A 19,064-nucleotide genomic window follows, 5' to 3' on the forward strand; every position below is an offset into this window, starting at 1 on the left:
GCAGCGGTTGTGGTACTCGTCACTGCCCGGCAGTCCTTCGCGGCCGGGTCGGCTGGGGCTCTCCCGTGCCGAGGACATAGGACAGGACCAGATGGTTCCAATGGCACGTCCGGCACACCTCTACGTCATAGACGGTGAACTCCCCGAAAATCCCCGACATCCGGGCGAGCTCGGCGGGGGTGCGTGCCGATCCCGAGACGTGCTTCAGCTCGTCGCCGTACACCCAGGAGACGAGGTGCAGCGGAGCCCGGCGGCACATCGGACAGGCCCGGTCCTCGGGTCTGCCGTGGAATTTCGCCGCGCGGAGCAGGTACGGGCTCGCGTCGCAGACCTCGTGGTCTCCGACGCGCCCGGAGCGGACGCCGGCCAGCAGCGCACGGCGCTGCAAGGCGTAATCCACAACCTGCCGCTGGTTTCGCACGAGGACAGAGTACGGGCTCTTGCTGTGTCCGCGGTGCCCCCTGCTTTCCCGCACCCTGGGCGACCGTTCGGACACGCCGAAAGTTAGATAACGCTCTGATCACGGATCGGCGGGCGGATGCTGGTCGCGGGTTACTTCCGCCACTTCGATGTATCGGCGCGATATAATCGGCGAGTAGGTTGGCTGAGCCGGTCCCGGTGATCAACGAGGCTGGCCGCGGCGTATTCCCGGAATGGGGTGTGGTGTGCTCGAACTCGCGATCCTCGGATTGCTGCACGAGGCGCCCATGCACGGGTACGTGCTGCGCAAACGTTTGCACGAGACGCTCGGGATGTTCCGGACGTTCTCGTACGGCTCGCTGTATCCGACCTTGCGTCGGCTGCTGCGGGCCGGTTACCTCGTCGAGGAGTTCGACGAGGCGGACGACCGGGCGTGGTCCCGGCGCGGCCGCCGCGTCTACAAGCTCACCGCCGAGGGCAAGGAACGCTTCGCCGAACTGCTCGGCGACGCGGGACCGCAGACGTGGGACGACGAGGGATTCGGCGTCCACCTGGCGTTCTTCTCGCGGACACCGGCCGACGTCAGGATGCGAATCCTGGAGGGCCGCCGCCGCCGCGTCGAGGAGCGGCGCGAAGGCTTGCGGGACGCGCTGGCCAGGGCCGAGGAGAAGATCGACCGCTACACCCGCGAGCTGCACCGGCTGGGGCTGGAGTCGAGCGAGCGGGAGGTGCGCTGGCTCAACGAGCTGATCGCGCACGAACAAGCCGAGCAGCGCGGCCCGGAGCAGCCGGGACCGAGTTGAGCGGCGGGCCGCAACGGGGCGGCAGACCTGCAGATGCAAGTGAATGAGATTGAAGGAGAAACCGGCATGGGCGAGAACCGCCGCGTTCGGGTGGCCATCGTGGGCGTCGGCAACTGCGCCTCGTCGCTGGTCCAGGGTGTGCAGTACTACCGCGACGCGGATCCCGGTGCGCGCGTCCCCGGTTTGATGCACGTCCAGTTCGGCGACTACCACGTGCGCGACATCGAGTTCGTCGCCGCGTTCGACGTCGACGCGAAGAAGGTCGGCCGGGACCTCTCGGAGGCGATCTCCGCCAGCGAGAACAACACGATCAAGATCGCCGACGTGCCGCCGCTCGGCGTCACCGTCCAGCGCGGGCACACCTTCGACGGCCTCGGCCGCTTCTACCGCGAGACCATCGAGGAGTCCGACGAGGCTCCGGTCGACATGGTCGCCGCGCTGCGCGACGCGCGGGTCGACGTGCTCGTCTCCTACCTTCCCGTCGGGTCCGAAGAGGCCGACAAGTTCTACGCGCAGGCCGCGATCGACGCGAACGTCGCGTTCGTCAACGCGCTGCCGGTGTTCATCGCCTCCGACCCGGAGTGGGCGAAGAAGTTCGAGGACGCGGGCGTCCCGATCGTCGGCGACGACATCAAGTCCCAGGTCGGCGCCACCATCACGCACCGCGTGCTGGCGAAGCTGTTCGAGGACCGCGGCGTGCAGCTCGACCGCACGATGCAGCTCAACGTGGGCGGGAACATGGACTTCCTGAACATGAAGGAGCTCGAGCGGCTCGAGTCGAAGAAGATCTCGAAGACCCAATCGGTCACGTCGCAGGTGGACCGCGAGCTCGGCAAGGGCAATGTCCACATCGGACCGTCGGACTACGTGCAGTGGCTCGACGACCGCAAGTGGGCCTACGTCCGCCTCGAGGGCCGCGCGTTCGGCGACGTGCCGCTGAACCTGGAGTACAAGCTCGAGGTGTGGGACTCCCCCAACTCGGCGGGCATCATCATCGACGCGGTGCGCGCGGCGAAGATCGCCAAGGACCGCGGCATCGGCGGCCCGATCCTGTCCGCCTCGTCCTACTTCATGAAGTCGCCGCCGGAGCAGTACGACGATTCGACCGCCCGCGACGCGGTCGACGCCTTCATCCGCGGCGAAGTGGAGCGCTGATCCCAGCCTGACCGTCCGTGAAGGACTCCTTGCGGGAATGCCTGCAGGGAGTCCTTCTCGGCGTTTAGGGCAGGTCGGCGGTGACCAGTTCGGTTTTGGTCATGGCGTCGCCGAGCGGGTCGGGCAGGTGTTTGCCGTAACTGGCGGCGAGGTCGCCCGCGCGGTCGACGGTCGTCTGCCAGCCTTGCCGGGCGAGCCATTCGACCGGGTTGCGGCGCGGTTCGGTCGAGAGCACGTCGTTCACGTCGAGGCCGAGCCGCGCTCCCGCGTCCGAGGACCGGATGGTGTCGAGGATGTCGGTGCTGCCGAGGTCGGGAATGTGCTCGATGCCGATCCGGCTGCCCGGCGCGCTGCGGGCGTGCACGAGGTCGAACAGCAGCTCCTCCGCCCGCGGGGGCAGATACGGCAGCAATCCCTCGGCGATCCACACTGCCGGGCGGCCGCGGTCGAATCCGGCGTTTTCCAAGGCGGCGGGCCAGTCCTCGCGCAGGTCGGCTCCGATCGTGTGGCGGCGGCAGCGCGGGGCCGCGCCGAGTCCGTCCAGGACGTCCTGTTTGAACGCGAGCACTCGCGGCTGGTCGACCTCGAAGACGTCGCGGCCGGACAGGTCCAGCCGGTAGGCGCGGGCGTCGAGCCCGGCCGCGAGGATCACGACCTGCGGTGCGTCCGTGCCGGTGACCACCTCGTCGAAGAACCGGGACCGCACCGCGAGGTACGCGGCCATCGCCATCCAGAGCGCGTCGTCGACCGGTTCGACCGGCATCGGCCGCGGCGGATTCGCGGCGCGGACGAACTCCGCCGCATACGGGTCTTCGATCAGCCGATCCGGGGACACCGTCGCGATCGCCCGGCCCGCCGCGACCCCGAGCGCGGTCAGTCCGACGCTGCTGACGATGTCCCAATCCTGGTCCGGTGCAGCCATGTCCACCCCTTGCGCCGATCTTGTTGGCAGGCGTTCAGGATGGCACTGCGCGACCGGTCGGATACCGGCTGCGACCGATTTGGGGTTATTTGCCGCTGTGGGCTGCGTCACTCACGGAGCGCGGCGGGCAGCGCGGCCAGATTCGGCAACACCGTGGCGTCCCGCAGCGCCTCCGGGTCCGGCGGGAAATGCGGGTTCGGCACCGCGAACACCTTCATGTCCGCCGCAAACGCCGCGCGCAGGCCGTTGGTCGAGTCCTCCACCGCGGCGCAGCGGGACGCTTCGACGTTCAGCAGCATCGCCGCGCGCAGATAGACGTCCGGCGCCGGCTTGCCCGCGGCCACTTCCTCGCTCGACACCGCGACCGGGACCAGCGACGTCAGGTCGCACGCGGTCAGGAACGAGTGGATCAGCACCGGCGGCGACGAACTGGCGATCGCGACCGGCCAGTGCCGGGAGATCTCGCGCACGACCTGGTCCGCGCCGTCGATCACCGGCGGCCGGTCGGCGTAGCGGGCGGCCATCTCGTCGATCACGGTGCGCGCGATCTCGTCCGGGGTGAGCTGCGCGCCCAGGGTTTCCACCAGGTAGTTCGCCCATTCCGGCGTGCTCATCCCCTGCTGGGCGCGGGTCGCCCCGGGCCGCCAGGTCCCGCCGTGCTCGGCGACTACCGCGCGGCGCACCTCGTCCCACGTCGTCTCGGAGTCCACCAGTACGCCGTCGAGGTCGAAGATCACCGCATCCACTGGTCCAGCCTAGGGGTCCTGGACTGGACCACCTTGTGAGCCGAATTACTTCGCCACCCTAACTAATTTTTGTTAGCCTAGCTAAGTGACTTCCTCGATGGGCGATCTGGCGCAACGGCTGCGGCCGGTGGTGTTCCGGCTGTACTACCTGGTGCGCCGCGAATCCGCGCAGCTGCTGACCCTGACCCAGGGGTCGGTGCTGTCGGAGCTGGTCGGCCGGGGACCGAGCCGGATGAGCAGGCTCTCGAGCCTCGAGCGCGTGCGGATGCCGTCGATGACCGACGTCGTGCGCAGGCTCGAACGGCTCGGCATGGTGACCCGCCGTCCCGATCCCGACGACGGGCGCGCCGTGCTCGTGGAAGCCACCCCGGAAGGCGAGCGGTTCTACGCCGAGATGATCGCGGGCCGGGAGGCGGAGCTGCGGGCGCGGCTCGACCGGCTCGACCCGGACGAGCGCGCCGCCATCGACGCCGCGCTCCCCGCGCTCACCAAGCTGATCGCCGACTTCCACCGTGACGACCCCGCCGCGGAACTCGCTGTTATGTCTGAAGGAGGAACTGATCCGCGATGAGCGCTGAGCACCACTCGAGCCTGCTGGACGCGGTCAAGGGCCAGCCCAAACAGGTGTGGATCACCGCGTTCGCCGCGGTCATCGCGTTCATGGGCATCGGCCTCGTCGACCCGATCCTGCTGTCCATCGCCAAGGGGCTGAACGCTTCGCCGTCCCAGGTCACGCTGCTGTTCACGTCGTATCTCGGCGTGCAGGTGATCGCGATGCTCTTCACCGGCGCGATGTCCGCCCGGTTCGGGGCCAAGCGGACCGTGCTGGTCGGGCTGACCCTGATCGTCGCCGCGACCGCGCTGTGCGCCGCGGCGGGTTCGATCGAACAGCTCGTCGGCCTGCGTGCGGTGTGGGGGCTGGGCAACGCCTTCTTCATCGCCACCGCGCTGTCGGTGATCGTCGGCGCGGCGACCGGCGGCCAATCCGGCGCGATCCTGCTTTACGAGGCCGCGCTCGGCGTCGGGCTCGCCGTCGGCCCGCTGCTCGGGGCGCTGCTGGGCACGATCTCGTGGCGCGGTCCGTTCCTCGGCACCGCCGTGCTGATGATCGCCGCGCTGGTGCTGTGCTCGATCTTCCTGAAGAGCGACTCGCACGAGAAACGCGAACCGATCAAGCTGCTCGACCCGATCCGCGCGCTCAAGCACCCCGGTCTGCTGCGGACGTCGATCGCCTCGGCGCTCTACACCGCCGCGTTCTTCGCGGTGCTCGCCTGGTCCCCGTTCGTGCTCGGCTGGAACGCGATCGCGGTCGGCCTGATCTTCTGCGGATGGGGCCTGTGCGTGGCGATCGCCGGCGTGGTGCTCGCGCCGAAGATGGCCGCCCGCTTCGGCGAACGGCACGCGGCCGCGCTGGCGGTGACCGGGTACACCGTGCTGATGCTGGTGCTCGCCATCCCGAGCAAGCCGGTGGTGGTCGTCGGGATCATCGTGTCCGGGCTGGTTTCCGGGCTGCTGAACACGCTCTTCACCGGGACCGCGATGTCGATCAGCGACGCGCCGCGGCCGGTCGCGAGCGCCGGGTACAACTTCTGCCGCTGGTTCGGCGGCGCGATCGCGGCGACGCTCGTCGGGCACGTCGCCGAGTGGATGGGCTGGGAGCAGGGTCCGTTCCTGGTCGCCGCCGTGCTCTGCGTGATCGCCGCCGTGCTGCTTTCGCAGCGCGAGAAGAAGGCCGACCCACACACCGTGCCGAAGGAGGCCGCGCTCGTCGGCGACGAGGAGTTCTGAGCCGTTTCGCGACACTCGGCGATCGCCCCCGGACTGTCTGTTCGGGGGTGATCGCCGTCTTTGCGCGAATACATCCGCCGTTAACCTTTTGGTCTGATTCAGGGGGTTTTCGCCGCATACGGTCGCCGGGTTCCCACCGAGAAGCGACCCTGGAGGCCCCGTGTCCCTGGAGCCCGGACGACTGCTGCCCTTGTTCACCGCGCATTCCGGCGGCCGGTCACCGATCACCTGCGAGTACCGCTGCGGCAACGCGTGCGCGCACGAGGCCCCGAACCCGACCGGCAACGAATACTTCGGCGACATCGCCAAGGGCGTCTCGCGGCGCGGCGTGTTCAAGGCAGGCGCGGTGATGGCCGCGGCCGCGGGCGGGTTCGCCGCGCTGTCCGGCACCGCCGCCGCGGCCACGCCGAGCCAGGCTCCGGCGCCGTTGGCGAAGGGCCGCACCGTGCCCGGCACCGACTTCACGCCGGTGCCGCCGAACAAGCTCGACGCCGTCAGCATCCCCGACGGGTACGCCCAGCACGTGGTGATCCGCTGGGGCGACCCGGTGGTCCCCGGCGCGCCGAAGTTCGATTTCCGCAAGCAGACCGCGGCCGCGCAGGCCAAGCAGTTCGGCTACAACAACGACTTCGTCGGCCTGATCCCGCAGGACCCGCTCGGCCTGCGCAATCTGCTGGTGGTCAACCACGAGTACACCACCGAGGTGCACCTCTTCCCGGCCGATCAGTACGACCCGGCCAACCCCACCGAGGAACAGGTGAAGATCGCCTGGGCGGCGCACGGACTGTCGGTGCTGCAGACCCTGCGCGACCCGATCGGCGGCGCGCTGCGCACCGTTCCGAGCCCGCTGAACCGGCGGATCACGCTCGACACGATTTTCGAGGTGCGCGGTCCGGCGGCCGGTTCGAAGTACCTCAAGACGTCGGCCGACCCGTCCGGCAAGCGCGTGCGCGGCACGCAGAACAACTGCTCCGGCGGCGTCACGCCGTGGGGCACCGTGCTGTCCGGCGAGGAGAACTTCCACCAGTACTTCGCGCACGCGGACAAGGTGTCCGACCCGGCGCAGGCCGCGCGGCTCAAGCGGTACGCGATCGGCACCGGCGAGAGCACGCGCAAGTGGGAGCGCTTCGACCAGCGCTGGGACGTTTCGCGCGAGCCCAACGAGCCCAACCGGTTCGGCTGGGTCGTGGAAATCGACCCGAACGACCCGCATTCCACGCCGGTCAAGCACACCGCGCTCGGCCGGTTCAAGCACGAGGCGGCGAACGTCAAGATCACCGCGGACGGCCGGGTCGCGGTGTACTCCGGCGACGACGAGCGGTTCGAATACATCTACAAATTCGTGTCGAAGGGCAAGTACAAGAAGGGGCATTCCGCGCTCGCCCGGCGGCACAACTCGGCGCTGCTGGACGACGGAACCCTGTACGTCGCGAAGTTCTCCGGCGACAGCCCGGGCGAGATCGACGGTTCCGGCAAGCTGCCCGCCGACGGCGAGTTCGACGGCACCGGCGAGTGGATTCCCCTTGCCAGCGGCGACAAGTCCTTTGTGGACGGATTCACCGCGGAGGAGGTCTACGTGTTCACCCGCCAGGCCGCCGACCGCGCCGGGGCGACCAAAATGGACCGTCCGGAGGACATCGAGCCGAACCCGGTCAACGGCCGGATCTACGCCGCGCTCACCAACAACTCCGACCGCGGCGCGGCGGGCAAGGCGGGTCCGGACGAGGCGAACCCGCGCACCCGCAACAAAAACGGGCACGTTCTCGAATGGGACGAGGACCGCGGCGACTCGGCCGCGACCCGGTTCTCCTGGCGGCTGCTGCTGGTCTGCGGCGACCCGGCCACGGCCGACACCTACTTCGGCGGTTTCCCGAAGGACCAGGTCAGCCCGATCTCGTGCCCGGACAACGTGGCCTTCGACCCGCACGGCAACCTGTGGATCTCGACCGACGGCAACACCCTCGGCGCGAACGACGGCCTCTTCTCGGTCCCGGTGGCCGGGCCGGAGCGCGGGCACGTGAAGCAGTTCCTGTCCGTGCCGGTCGGCGCCGAGACGTGCGGTCCGGTCGTCACTGAGAACCTCGTGCTCGTCGCGGTGCAGCACCCCGGCGAGGACGCGCCGAGTTCGGCGAACCCGACCTCGCACTGGCCGGACGGCGGAAGCTCCCAGCCGCGGCCCGCGATCGTTTCGGTCTGGAAGAAGGGCGCCTTCGGATTGCCGGGCCGGATCGGGCACCGGTAACACTTTGGGGTGTTTCTTACCGCCGATCGGGCTTGCTGGGTCTAGCTTCACCGCGTGAGGCGGGCAAGGAAAGTCGCGATCGGACGCACGGCGGGCGCGGCGGCGGGCACTGCGATGCTGGTCGGCGCGCTCGCCGTCGTCACTCCCGGGTCGGCCCCCGCCGAGGGGGCTCCGGAGTGCGGCGGCATCGCGGCCAACCCGAGCGTGGAGGACGCCGGTTCGCCCGGCGGAGCGCCGCGCGGATACCTGTTCAGCCCCGCCGCGCCGGTTCCGCGCAGCACCCCGCCGGACCGGGTGCCGAAGCTCGTCACCAGCACCGCGCACGCGGTCGACGGGCACGTCAACGCCCAGATCCAGACGCCGGACGGCCGGGTCAGCTCGGCTGCCCAGCAGGTGAAAGCGGTGCCTGGCGGGCAATACTCGCTGTCGGTGTGGGCGGGGACGGCGCAATCCGGCCTCGGTTCGCGCGCGAGCGCGACCACCGGGCTGCGCTTCGCGGACCGCACTGGGCGCGTACTGGCGGAGAAACCGCTCGCGGTCACGCACGACGTCGCGTCCGACGGCAGGCTCGCGCAACAACAACTGCCGCCGTTCACCGCGCCGGACGACACCGCGGCGGTCTCGTTTTTCGCCAGCACCAACCACAACTGGGTGCTGTGGGACTGCGTGCACGTGGCCCTCGCCGCGTTCGCGGTGAAGATGGAGGTGCGGAATCCGGCGGACGGAACGTGGGGCCCGTCGGCTGCCATCCCGGCCGGCGACACCGCGCACTTCCGCATTTCCGTCTCCAACACCGGGTCCCAGCCGCTCACCGGATTGCTCGTGAAGGACCCGTGGTGCTCCAGTCTTCCCGGCGCGTTCGACCTCGCCGCCAACGCGTCGCGGGAACTCACCTGTGACCACCCGAACCTCACCGAGGACGACAACGGGCACGTCAACACCGCGAAGGTCACCGGCACCGGTCCGGGCGGCCCGCTCGCCGAGCAGAAGGCCACCGCGACGGTCACCGTCACGCCACAGCCCGCGGTCGGCAAGATCGGCGACCGGGCGTGGAAAGACCTGAACCGCAACGGCACGCAGGACGACGACGAACCCGGCTTCCCGGAGCTGCCGGTCACGCTCAAGGACGGCGCGGGCGGCACCGTCGCCACCGCGCGCACGAATGCCGACGGCAGCTACCTGTTCGATCAGCGCAAGGACGGCACCTACCAGGTGTGCTTCGACATCTCGAAGCTGCCGGACGGGCTCACCGTCACCCAGCGCGGCGCGGGCGCACCGGGTCTGGACTCGGCCGTCGACCCGGCGACCGGCTGCACCTCGCCGTTCACCCTCGGCGGCAAGGAGCGCGAGCGGATGGACCTGGACATCGGCCTCGCCCCGCCGGCGCCGACCGTCCCGCCCGCGCCGAGCGGACCGCCGATGCCGACCGCCTCCGCCTCGGCCGACCGCTGACGGCGACCGCGCGGCGTCGCTTCCCGGCGGATGCGAGACTGTGGCTGCACGTCACGTCTCGGGGAGGTCTGGACCAATCATGACCGCGGCCGCCGGCCTGCCCGCCGACCCGCTCCCGTGGTACCGCCGCCCGATGACCTGGACGTGGGCCGCCGCCGGGGCGGTTCTCGTGCTGTACACGGTGCTCGCCTGGCAGCGCCGGTGGATGAGCGACGACGGGCTGCTCGTGCTCCGCACCGTCCGGCAGATCCTCGCCGGGAACGGTCCGGTGTTCAACGTCGGCGAGCGCGTCGAGGCGAGCACGAGTCCGTTGTGGACCTGGCTGCTCGCCGGAATCGGCACGATTCCCGGACCGCCGCTCGAATGGATCGCGGTGATCACCGGCCTGCTGTGCGCCGTCGGCGGCCTGTTCTTCGGCCTCGACGGTGCCCGTCGGCTCTACGCCGGACCCGTGACTCCCGCCGGTGCTCTGATCGTGTGCGCGCTGCCGCCGTTCCGCGATTTCGCGACTTCCGGGCTGGAAACGGGACTGGTGTTGCTGTGGCTCGGACTGAGCTGGTGGCTGCTGGTGCGCGGCAAAACGCCGGTCGCCACGGCGATCGTGCTCGGACTCGGCCCGCTCGTCCGGCCGGACCTGGCGTTGTTCAGCATGGTCGGCTTCGTCGCCCTGGTGCTTTTGCTCCGCCCGCGATGGCTTGCCGCATTGGGCTGGCTCGGCGCGGGAATCGCGATTCCGGTGGCGTACCAGGTGTTTCGGATGGGCTACTACGGGCTGCTCACGCCGAACACCGCGCTCGCGAAGGAAGCGGCCAATAGCGACTGGCCACGCGGTTTCGCGTATCTGGCTGACCTGATCAGCCCGTACGTGCTGTGGATTCCGTTGCTGTTGCTGGTGATTGCCGCGATACTGGTGCGCCGGTCGCGGATCCTGTTGCTGACTCCGTTGATTGCCGCGCTGTTGCTCGCGCTGTACGTCGTGCGTGTCGGCGGAGATTTCATGCACGGCCGGATGTTGCTGCCCGCGTTGTTCGTGCTGCTGCTTCCGGTCATGGCGATCCCGCTGACCCGGAAGACCATCGCGTTCGTCGCCGGGGTCGCCGCGTGGTCGGTAGTCGCGGGCGGCTGGCTGCGCGTGCCGTACGAAGGCACCCACCAAGCGGTGAGCGTCACCGACGAACGCGGCTACTGGGCCTGGGCGACCGGACACGAACATCCGGTGCTGGCGACGGATTACCTCGGCCAGGACATCATCCGCCACGCCGTCGACGCGGTGCAGGCGACGAAGCAGCCAGCTGTGCTCGTTTACAGCTACGGCGACGTGAAGCAGTGGTTCCGCTTCCCGACCACCCGGCCGTACGTGACCATGGCGGCCGACAGCATGGGTGCGATCAGCAACATCGTGTCGCTCGACGTGCGCATCCACGACGGCTACGGCCTGGCCAGCGACCTGGCCGCGCACTCGTCGTCGATCCCCAATGGCCGTCCCGGACACTCGAAGTGGCTGGTCGCGGCCTGGGAAATCGCCGAAGCCGGGTACGGCGACTACGCCACCGACGGCGAGATCCGGATGTTCCAGCCCGCCGAGATCGACGCCGCCCGTGTCGCGCTGCGCTGTCCCGACGTGCAGAACATCCTGGCTTCCACCCGCGAACCGCTCACCTGGAGTCGGTTTATCGACAATTTCACCGGCTCGTGGGACCGAACGGAGATCCGCTACCCGCGCGATCCGTGGGCCGCGGTCCGCTGCGCCCCGGCGAAGTGATCGCCGACTCCCCGGGCTGGCGATTCAGCGGCGGACGCCTACCGTGGCCGGTATGACCGACCTTCCGCTCGCCCTGATCACCGGTGCCTCGCGGGGCATCGGCGCGGCTATCGCGCATCAGCTCTCCCCGACGCACCGTCTTCTCCTCGGCGGCCGCGACACCGACGCACTCGCGAAGGTGGCCGAGGAACTGCCCGGCGCCGAGCCATGGCCGGTCGACCTCACCGACGCCGCTTCCCTGGAAGCCGCCGCCAGCAAGATCGACCGCCTCGACGTGCTGGTCCACTCCGCGGGCGTCGGTAAGATCGGCACGGTCGCCGACGCGCCGTCCTCGGTGTGGCGCACGAACCTTGAGGTCAACGTCATCGCGGTCGCCGAGCTGACCCGCCTGCTGCTGCCCGCCCTCCGCAACGCCAACGGCCACGTCGTGGTGATCAACTCCGGCGCCGGTTACACCGCCCGTCCCGGCTGGGGGCCTTACGCGGCAAGCAAATTCGCCGTCCGGGCCTTCACTGACTCACTCCGCGCGGAAGAACCGGGCCTGCGCGTGACGTCGGTGTTCCCCGGCCGCACCGACACCGATATGCAGCGCGAAGCCCGCGCCCAGGAAGGCGGCGAGTACGAAGCCGAAAAGTACCTGCGCCCGGACTCCGTGGCGACGGCCGTGCTCACCGCGGTGACCGCCACCCCGGAAGCCCACTTCACCGAGATCCAGGTCCGTCCTCGCTGAGGTCAGGCCCGCAGCCGGGCGGCGGTGTCGGCCACCGCCGCCTGGACCTCGCGGCGGTCGACCCGCGTCGGTTCGGCGTCGGCGACGACCTGCTCGCCCGCGACCCACACGTCGCGCACCCGGCGCGACCCGGCCGCCCACACGAGGTTCGCCAGCAACTGCTCGTCCGGCACGTCGAGACCGGCGGCGAAGGCCGGGTCGTCGAGGTCGACGTGCACCAGGTCGGCCCAGCGCCCCGGCTCCAGCGCGCCGAGGTCGGGGCGGCCGAGCGCTTCGGCACCGCCGCGGGTGGCCATCAGGAACACGTCCTTCGCGGTCACCACGGTCGAATCGTCGTTGGCCAGCCGAGCCAGCATCGCGGTCAGCTGAAGCTCTTCCCACAGGTCGATGTCGTCGTTGGACGCCGGACCGTCGGTGCCGAGCCCGATCGCGACCCCGGCCGCCCGCAGATCCTTGATCCGCGCGATCCCCGAAGCCAGCTTCGCGTTCGACCCCGGACAGTGCGCCATCCCGACGCCGCGGGCGGCGAAGATCGCGATGTCCTCGTCCGACAAATGCACCGAATGCGCCGCCAGCGTCCGTCCGTTGAACATGCCCAGCGAATCCAGCAGCTTCGGCACCGACCCGTGCTCCTTGCGCTGCTCCAGGTCCTCCGCGGCCGCCTCGGCCACGTGGATCTGCACCAGCGCCCCCCGGGCCGCCGCGGATTCCGCGGTAGCGCGCAGCCCGTCCGGGTTCAGCATGTACGCCGAATGCGGCCCGTAGCCCAGCTCGATCCGCTCGCCGGGACCGAACCGCAGCCCGTCGGCGTCGATCCACCGGTCGATCGCCGCGAGCGTCGCGCGCCAGTCCAGTCCGGGCAGTTCGATCACCGGCGGCGCGACGAGCACCCGGCCACCGGTGGTGAGCACCGCGTCGACGAGCTGCTCGCCCTCGAAATACATTTCCGCGCTGGTCGTCACGCCGTGCCGGAGCATTTCGACCGAGCCCAGCAGCATGCCGGTGCGCACGTCCGCGGGCTTCAGCTTCGCCTCGGTCGGCCAGATGATCTCGCGCAGCCAGCGCAGCAGCGGCAGGTCGCCGCCCATGCCGCGCAGCAGCGTCATCGGGCTGTGCGCGTGCGAGTTCACCAATCCCGGCAACAGGATTCCGGTCAGCCGGGTCACCTCGCCGGCGAACTCCGACGCGGTCGAAGCCGGTCCGACGAACGAAATCCGGCCCTCGTCGTCGACATCGACGACGGCGTCGCGGAGCAGCGAGCAGGACGGGTCGGCGGGCAGAACAACCGGGGCGTGGAATCGACGCGACATAACGAGATAGTACGGGCGTCCCAGTAGCGGTTAATCGACTACGCCGCTACGCCAGGCCCAAGCCGCGATTTCCACTCGGTTGCGCGCGCCGACTTTGCCCTGCACCGAAGCCAAATGCGTCTTGACCGTCGACAGCGACAGGAACAGCTCCGCGCCGATCTCGGTGTTGGTGAGCCCGCGGGCGGCCGCCTTCACCACGTCCAGTTCGCGCGCGGTCAGCGGCTCCGACGGCGCCGGGGCCTCGCGCTTGGCGGTGGTCCCGCCGTCGAAATGCTTCAGCAGCCGCACGGTGATCTGCGGAGACACCAGCGCGTCGCCGCGGTCGGCCGCGCGCACCGCCTCGATCAGCAGGGCCGGTCCGGCGTCCTTGAGCAGGAAGCCGCTCGCGCCGTTGCGCAGCGCGGTGTGCACGTATTCGTCGAGGTCGAAGGTGGTGACCACGACGACCTTCAGCGGGTCGGCGACGTCCGGGCCGGCCAGCTGGCGGGTGACCTCCAGCCCGTCAAGGCCCGGCATGCGGATGTCGAGCAGGCAGACGTCCGGGCGCAGTTCGCGCGCCTTGGCGACCGCGGAGATCCCGTCCGGCACGTCCGCGACCACCTCGATGTCGTCCTGGGCGTCCAGGATCATGCGGAAGCCCATCCGCACCATTTCCTGGTCGTCCGCGATCAGTACCCGGATCACCTGTCTGTCTCCCCGTTCGCCTCGAGCGGCAGCCACGCCTCGACCCGCCAGCCGCCGTCCGGCTCGCGGCCTGCCGAAAGCCTGCCGTGCAGCAACGCGACGCGTTCGCGCATGCCGACCAGACCGTATCCGCCCGACCCGCCCGCCGGACGGTGAGTCTGCCCGGTGCCGTTGTCGGTCACCCGCAAGTGCAGTTCGCCGTCGACGACCTCGGCCAGCACGAGCGCCTCGGTGGCGTCCGAGGCGTGCTTGCCGACGTTGGTGAGCGACTCCTGGATCAGCCGCAGCGCGGACCGGCCGACCTCGTGCGGCAGGTCGGCCGGAAGGTCGAGCCGCAGCTGCGTCGGGATGCCGTGGTTGCCCGCGTCGACGAGTTTGCGCAGGTCAGCGGCCAGGTCCGTGGTCGCCTGCTCGTTGAACTCGCCGGAACCGGCCTGTGCGTCGCCGCGCATGCTGCGGACCAGGCGGCGCATCGCGGCGAGCGCCTCGACGCCCGCGTTCTCGATCCGGCCCATCGCCTCCAGCGCGAGCTCCGGGTTCTTCTCCCCCATCATCCGCGCGGCCTGCGCCTGCACGACGATGCCGGTCACGTGGTGCGCGACGACGTCGTGCAGTTCCCTGGCCAGCGCCATCCGCTCGGACGTCTGCGCGTCGGTGACCGCCGATTTCACCACCTGCGCGCGCTCGGAATCGCGCGAACGCAGGTAGAGGCCGATCGCGATGGCGATGCCGAGCAGCAGGACCGCGACGGTGGCGAGCATCCCGAGCGTGATCGGGTCGGTGAGCAGCCGTCCGGTGCGGTACTGGCTGAAGTTCAGCACCGCGCCGACCGCGACCACGCCGGACAGCAGCACGATCCGCGGCCAGGCCCGCGCGAGCGGCACCGCCCGCACCACGTTCACCACGACGCCGAAGGCGGCCACGATCTGCGTCGGCGGGATGCCGCCGAGGAGCTGGTAGCTGTGGCTGGGGTGCAGGAACGGCGTCGCGAGCGCGGAAAGCAGCAGAAGCCCGGCCACCACCAGGATCGAATCGCGTGGCCGGCGCGGCGACAGGGTGGTCACCGCGGCGGCGCCGATCGAGCAGGCCAGCAGCGGGAACCCGCGGCTGCCGCTTTCGTAGGTGTAGCCGAATTCGATCAGCACGCCGATGCTGAGCATGCCGATCAACGGCCACTGGCCGCGCACCAGTTCGGTGAACCGGTGCATGCTGCGCAGGCGTTCCGCCGTCGCCGGATCCCGTTCGCGGCGCGGGCGGCCGACCACCCCGGTGAGCACCGCCGCGACGAGGAACAGGAAACCGAAAAGCAGCGCCTGCACGATGGCGCTGCCGTAGAGCCTGCCGTCGTATTCGCGGCCGAACACCGCGGTGAGCGCGCCCATCACCAGCGCGCAGATCACCGCGAAGGCGACCCCGGGCCGGGCCCGGCGGGCGAGGAAATAGACCATTTCTACCCCGGCCACGACCTCGGTGATGGTGAGGTTCGCCAGCACGCTGGAGTAGGTCGGGATGTGCAGATAGCGGATGGCGAAGGTGCAGAACATCAGCGTCAGCGCACCGAATACGCCCGCGACCGCCGCGCGTTTGCGGGCCCAGAACGCGCACGCCGCCATCACGAAAATGCCGGGGAAAAGACCGAGATCGACGAACCTCGGGCCCACGTTGTCGAGTGCCGCGTCGGTCACGAACACGAGGTCGAACGCCAGCGCGCCGAACAACACGAGCACGGACATGTCGAGGCGGCGGGCGAGTTCGGTCGCCCGCGCGGCGAACGTTTTCGACGGCGGGGTGTGCGGCACACCGTGACGGTAGATGATCCGCGGCCTCGCGCACCTTGGCCACGTGGTTCGTCGCCATCGGCCGATCGGCCGATGGCGGGCCCGCGGGTACCGGCCGTCTGCCCGAAGTGGACACCCGCCCGGATCCGCGAAGCTGCTTTCCGTCGCAGCCGAAGACGCATGACGGAGACAGGGAGAGAGCTGGCGGATGACGAATCCACAGTGGAGCGCCGGACCGGTGTTGTCGGGGCGCGGGCTGGTGAAGCGCTACGGGCAGCAGCACGCGCTGGCCGGAATCGACATCGACGTCCAGCCGGGCGAGGCGATCGCCATCGTCGGCCCGTCCGGCTCCGGCAAAACGTCGCTGCTGCACGTGCTGGCGGGCATCCTGCGCGCCGACAGCGGCGAAATCTGGTTGCAGGGACAGCGGATCGACCAGTTCGGCGAAAAGCGGCGCAGCGAACTGCGGCGCACCGAATTCGGTTTCGTGTTCCAGTCCGGAATGCTCGTGTCCGAGCTGACCGCCGAAGAGAATGTCGCACTTCCGTCGCTGCTGGCCGGCGGAACTCGTGGCGAAGCCATTGCCGCGGCACGGGAATGGCTCGGCAAACTCGGCTTGGCCGGCAAGGAAGCGCGCCGTCCCGGAGAGCTTTCCGGCGGCGAGGCGCAGCGCGTGGCGATCGCCCGCGCGCTCACCCACCGGCCGAAGGTGATCTTCGCCGACGAGCCGACCGGCGCGCTCGACACCCGCACCGGCCGCGAGACGATGGACGCGCTGCTGGCCGCCGCGCAGGCGTCCGGGGCCGCGGTGCTCGTGGTGACCCATGACCGGGAACTCGCCGAATCGATGCCGCGCACCGTAGCGATCCGCGACGGCCTGATCGCGACGAGGCTCGCGGCATGAACCCGTTCCAGCTCGCCCTGCGGGTCCTGCGCGGCGACCGGCGGACCCGCACCTCGGCGATCCTCACCGCGGTCGGCGTCGCCGTCGCGACCGGGCTCGTCCTGCTGCTGGCGACCCTGCCGTACGCCACCCAGGCGCGCGAGCAGCGGGCGCTGTGGCAGAGCAGCGGCCGCTACGACTCCGGCCAGCAGAACGCGCTGCTGGTCAACTCGTCCAAGGACTACTTCGAGGGCAAGCAGGTCGCCCGCGTCGACATCGCGGTGACCGGCCCGGCCGGCTCGCTGCGCTTGCCCCCGGGCATCCCGCAGCTGCCCGGCCCCGGCGAGACGATCGTGTCGCCCGCGCTCGGGAAACTGCTCAACACCACCCCGGCCGACCAGCTCGGGAACCGCTTCGGCAAACCGGTCGCCGCGTTCGGCGAGGAGGCGCTGCGGTACCCGGAACAGCTCGTCGCGCTCGTCGGGCACAGCCCGCAGGAGATGCGCCCGTACGGGCACAAGGACCAGCCTGGCCAGGACGCTTTCCCGGCCACGGCCTTCCCGACCGGGCAGGGGCATCCGGACGGCCTGCTGACGGTGTTGTCCTGGGTCGGCATCATCGTGCTGCTCGTGCCGAGCCTGGTGCTCGTCGCGTCGTCCGCCCGGCTCACCGCGGCCCGCCGCGAACAACGGCTCGCCGCGATCCGCCTGGCCGGTGCGACCCCTGGTCAGGTGACCGCGATGGTCGCCGCCGAAACCGGACTGTCCGCGGGCGTCGGGGCCTTGCTCGGCTTGCTGCTGAGCCCGGCACTGCGCGGGTTGGCCACGTTCGTGCCGTGGGACGGCGGAACCTGGCTGGCCTCGGACTTCGCCCTGCCGGTGGGACTGACCGTGCTCGCCGTGCTGCTGGTCCCGCTGCTCGTGGTGCTCGCCGGGGTGCTCGGCCTGCGCCGGGTCGTGCGCACGCCGCTGTTCGCGACCGGCGGGCACACGGTGAAGCCGTTGCGCTGGTGGCGGCTGCTCGCGCTGCCCGCGGCCGGATTGTTCTTCTTCTACACCGTTTTCGGCGCACGCAGCGGGGGCAGCGGCAACCTGGTGCTGTTCGGCCTGCTGCTGGTGGTCGCCTCGGCGATGGTGGTCGGACCGTGGGTGACCTCGGCGGTCGGCGGCACGTTCGTCCGGATCTGGCGGCGGCCGTCGTCGCTGCTGGCCGGACGTCGGCTGCGCAACGACCCGAAGGGCTCCTACCGCGCCTCGGCCGGGATCGTGCTCGCGGTGTTCACCGGGTCGATGGCGCTCACCCTGCTGCCGTCGATCGAATCCCTCGCCGGCGGCGGACGCCAGTACGTGGACTCGGCGCTGTACGTCGACGTCACCGCGGACCGGGCTCCCGAAGCGATCGAGCGAACCAACGCCACGCTCTCGAAGGCGGGACTGTCCGAACGCGTCATCCCGGTGGCCAGCGTCTACGTGATGCAGGGCGAGGGGAACTACCAGTCGATGCAGCGTGCATACGTCATGACCTGCGCCGACGCCGCCAAGCTGACCCGGCTGGGGATCACCGAACAGGACTGCAAACCGGGCGTTGGCCTGTACGCCCCGTACCAGCTGGACACGAACAACCTGCGAGTCGCGCGGTACGGCGGCGAGGACAGCACGGGCACCCCGCTCGGCGCGGTCAACCTGGGCACGTATCACCCGGAACGGCACAACAACTTCGGCGAATACGTGATCGACCCGTCCGCGGTGCCGGCCGGGGTCAAACCGAGCCAGGTCACCCTGGTCGTGCCGACCGCCGAGACCGACCGAGAGAGCGTGCGAACCGCACTGGTGCCCAACGCGGTCGGAGCGGAGATCGGCAGCCGCGAGCAGCACCTCTACGGACAGCAAGTGCAGCTCAGCGACCTGCGGCGGGTCACCGTGATCGGCCTCATCGCAGCAGGCATCCTCGCCGGCTGCAGCGCCGCAGTCGCGACGGCGGGATCGGTCATGGACCGCCGACGAACGTTCGGCGCCCTGATGGCGGCGGGCACACCGGTGCGAGTGCTGTCCCGTGCGCTGCGAATGGAAGCCGCCTTACCCGCACTCGTGGCGACCATCGGCGCCGGTGTGGTGGGCGTCGCGGTCGGACTGGGGTTGTTCATGGCAACCATGGAACGGGGTTCGGTCGTGTTCAGTCCGTGGATCGCCGCACCGGTGGTGCTGGGCATCGGGGTCGCCCTGCTCGGCGCGTCGGTGTGCACGCCCGCGCTGAAGCGAGTGCAAGCGGAGCCACTGGCCGACGAATAGCTGGCCGCCGCCCCTCGTCGGGGGAGGGGCGGCACCGGGGGTGAAGGAAACGAAGGGCCGTCACCGGGGATGGGAACCCGGGGGCGGCCCTTCGTCGCTTT

16 protein-coding genes are annotated in these 19,064 nt (G+C 70.2%); 10 read left to right on the forward strand and 6 right to left on the reverse strand.

Going from position 1 to position 19,064, the window contains the following annotated elements:
• Nucleotides 1-19 precede the first annotated feature (19 nt).
• Complete coding sequence (locus FKO37_RS03720; RefSeq protein WP_043831456.1) at nucleotides 20-421, reverse strand: DUF5318 domain-containing protein; 402 nt, start codon at nucleotides 419-421, stop codon at nucleotides 20-22.
• 244 nt (nucleotides 422-665) lie between these two features.
• On the opposite strand from FKO37_RS03720, the gene FKO37_RS03725 reads away from it, so the two are divergent.
• Complete coding sequence (locus tag FKO37_RS03725) at nucleotides 666-1,223, forward strand: PadR family transcriptional regulator (RefSeq protein WP_037716279.1); 558 nt, start codon at nucleotides 666-668, stop codon at nucleotides 1,221-1,223.
• A 66-nt stretch (nucleotides 1,224-1,289) separates the two neighbouring features.
• Nucleotides 1,290-2,378: an inositol-3-phosphate synthase gene (locus tag FKO37_RS03730; protein WP_238603734.1), complete on the forward strand. Its 1,089-nt coding sequence runs from the start codon at nucleotides 1,290-1,292 to the stop codon at nucleotides 2,376-2,378.
• A gap of 64 nt (nucleotides 2,379-2,442) precedes the next feature.
• On the opposite strand, the gene FKO37_RS03735 is transcribed toward FKO37_RS03730, so the two are convergent.
• Nucleotides 2,443-3,300: an SAM-dependent methyltransferase gene (locus FKO37_RS03735; RefSeq protein ID WP_238603735.1), complete on the reverse strand. Its 858-nt coding sequence runs from the start codon at nucleotides 3,298-3,300 to the stop codon at nucleotides 2,443-2,445.
• A 107-nt stretch (nucleotides 3,301-3,407) separates the two neighbouring features.
• Nucleotides 3,408-4,046 carry an HAD family phosphatase gene (locus tag FKO37_RS03740; RefSeq protein WP_238603736.1) on the reverse strand — a complete coding sequence of 213 codons (639 nt, stop codon included), beginning with the start codon at nucleotides 4,044-4,046 and terminating at the stop codon, nucleotides 3,408-3,410.
• Between the two features lie 85 nt (nucleotides 4,047-4,131).
• On the opposite strand from FKO37_RS03740, the gene FKO37_RS03745 reads away from it, so the two are divergent.
• The 6 genes from FKO37_RS03745 (at nucleotide 4,132) to FKO37_RS03770 (ending at nucleotide 12,020) form a co-directional block, all read left to right on the forward strand.
• Nucleotides 4,132-4,617 (forward strand): MarR family transcriptional regulator, encoded by a 486-nt coding sequence (locus FKO37_RS03745; protein ID WP_238603737.1) that lies wholly within the window; start codon nucleotides 4,132-4,134, stop codon nucleotides 4,615-4,617.
• The gene (locus FKO37_RS03750; RefSeq protein WP_037809052.1) at nucleotides 4,614-5,834 is read left to right on the forward strand and encodes an MFS transporter; all 1,221 of its coding nucleotides are present in this window, start codon (nucleotides 4,614-4,616) and stop codon (nucleotides 5,832-5,834) included. Before FKO37_RS03745 ends, FKO37_RS03750 begins: the two co-directional genes overlap by 4 nt.
• A gap of 160 nt (nucleotides 5,835-5,994) precedes the next feature.
• Nucleotides 5,995-8,076, forward strand: coding sequence for a PhoX family phosphatase (locus FKO37_RS03755; RefSeq protein WP_238603738.1), 2,082 nt, complete (start codon nucleotides 5,995-5,997; stop codon nucleotides 8,074-8,076).
• Nucleotides 8,077-8,130: 54 nt separating this feature from the next.
• Nucleotides 8,131-9,528, forward strand: a complete 1,398-nt coding sequence (locus FKO37_RS03760; protein ID WP_238603739.1) for an SdrD B-like domain-containing protein — start codon at nucleotides 8,131-8,133, stop codon at nucleotides 9,526-9,528.
• Between the two features lie 79 nt (nucleotides 9,529-9,607).
• The gene (locus FKO37_RS03765; RefSeq protein WP_238603740.1) at nucleotides 9,608-11,290 is read left to right on the forward strand and encodes a hypothetical protein; all 1,683 of its coding nucleotides are present in this window, start codon (nucleotides 9,608-9,610) and stop codon (nucleotides 11,288-11,290) included.
• A 52-nt stretch (nucleotides 11,291-11,342) separates the two neighbouring features.
• On the forward strand, nucleotides 11,343-12,020 hold the full coding sequence (locus FKO37_RS03770; protein WP_238603741.1) for an SDR family oxidoreductase: 678 nt from the start codon (nucleotides 11,343-11,345) through the stop codon (nucleotides 12,018-12,020).
• Between the two features lie 2 nt (nucleotides 12,021-12,022).
• On the opposite strand, the gene FKO37_RS03775 is transcribed toward FKO37_RS03770, so the two are convergent.
• Genes FKO37_RS03775 through FKO37_RS03785 form a run of 3 tightly spaced genes read right to left on the reverse strand, consistent with a single transcriptional unit; the run spans nucleotide 12,023 to nucleotide 15,813 of the window.
• A complete protein-coding gene (locus FKO37_RS03775) occupies nucleotides 12,023-13,330 on the reverse strand; it encodes an amidohydrolase family protein (RefSeq protein WP_238603742.1) in 1,308 nt (435 codons plus the stop codon).
• Nucleotides 13,331-13,360: 30 nt separating this feature from the next.
• Nucleotides 13,361-14,014 (reverse strand): response regulator transcription factor, encoded by a 654-nt coding sequence (locus tag FKO37_RS03780; RefSeq protein WP_037809045.1) that lies wholly within the window; start codon nucleotides 14,012-14,014, stop codon nucleotides 13,361-13,363.
• Nucleotides 14,011-15,813: a sensor histidine kinase gene (locus tag FKO37_RS03785; RefSeq protein ID WP_037809044.1), complete on the reverse strand. Its 1,803-nt coding sequence runs from the start codon at nucleotides 15,811-15,813 to the stop codon at nucleotides 14,011-14,013. Before FKO37_RS03785 ends, FKO37_RS03780 begins: the two co-directional genes overlap by 4 nt.
• A gap of 187 nt (nucleotides 15,814-16,000) precedes the next feature.
• On the opposite strand from FKO37_RS03785, the gene FKO37_RS03790 reads away from it, so the two are divergent.
• A complete protein-coding gene (locus tag FKO37_RS03790; protein WP_037809043.1) occupies nucleotides 16,001-16,696 on the forward strand; it encodes an ABC transporter ATP-binding protein in 696 nt (231 codons plus the stop codon).
• A complete protein-coding gene (locus FKO37_RS03795) occupies nucleotides 16,693-18,963 on the forward strand; it encodes an FtsX-like permease family protein (protein ID WP_238603743.1) in 2,271 nt (756 codons plus the stop codon). The genes FKO37_RS03790 and FKO37_RS03795 overlap by 4 nt, the downstream gene beginning before the upstream one ends.
• Nucleotides 18,964-19,064: the final 101 nt, after the last annotated feature.

This window comes from Amycolatopsis sp. Poz14 (assembly GCF_006704225.1).
Lineage (GTDB): Bacteria > Actinomycetota > Actinomycetes > Mycobacteriales > Pseudonocardiaceae > Amycolatopsis > Amycolatopsis nivea.

Excerpts from the sequence above, each read along its gene's own strand:
- FKO37_RS03730 (WP_238603734.1), top strand. The coding sequence starts at position 1,290 with ATGGGCGAGAACCGCCGCGTTCGGGTGGCCATCGTGGGCGTCGGCAAC.
- FKO37_RS03735 (WP_238603735.1), bottom strand. The coding sequence starts at position 3,300 with ATGGCTGCACCGGACCAGGATTGGGACATCGTCAGCAGCGTCGGACTG.
- FKO37_RS03750 (WP_037809052.1), top strand. The coding sequence starts at position 4,614 with ATGAGCGCTGAGCACCACTCGAGCCTGCTGGACGCGGTCAAGGGCCAG.
- FKO37_RS03765 (WP_238603740.1), top strand. The coding sequence starts at position 9,608 with ATGACCGCGGCCGCCGGCCTGCCCGCCGACCCGCTCCCGTGGTACCGC.
- FKO37_RS03770 (WP_238603741.1), top strand. The coding sequence starts at position 11,343 with ATGACCGACCTTCCGCTCGCCCTGATCACCGGTGCCTCGCGGGGCATC.
- FKO37_RS03775 (WP_238603742.1), bottom strand. The coding sequence starts at position 13,330 with ATGTCGCGTCGATTCCACGCCCCGGTTGTTCTGCCCGCCGACCCGTCC.
- FKO37_RS03790 (WP_037809043.1), top strand. The coding sequence starts at position 16,001 with ATGACGAATCCACAGTGGAGCGCCGGACCGGTGTTGTCGGGGCGCGGG.
- FKO37_RS03795 (WP_238603743.1), top strand. The coding sequence starts at position 16,693 with ATGAACCCGTTCCAGCTCGCCCTGCGGGTCCTGCGCGGCGACCGGCGG.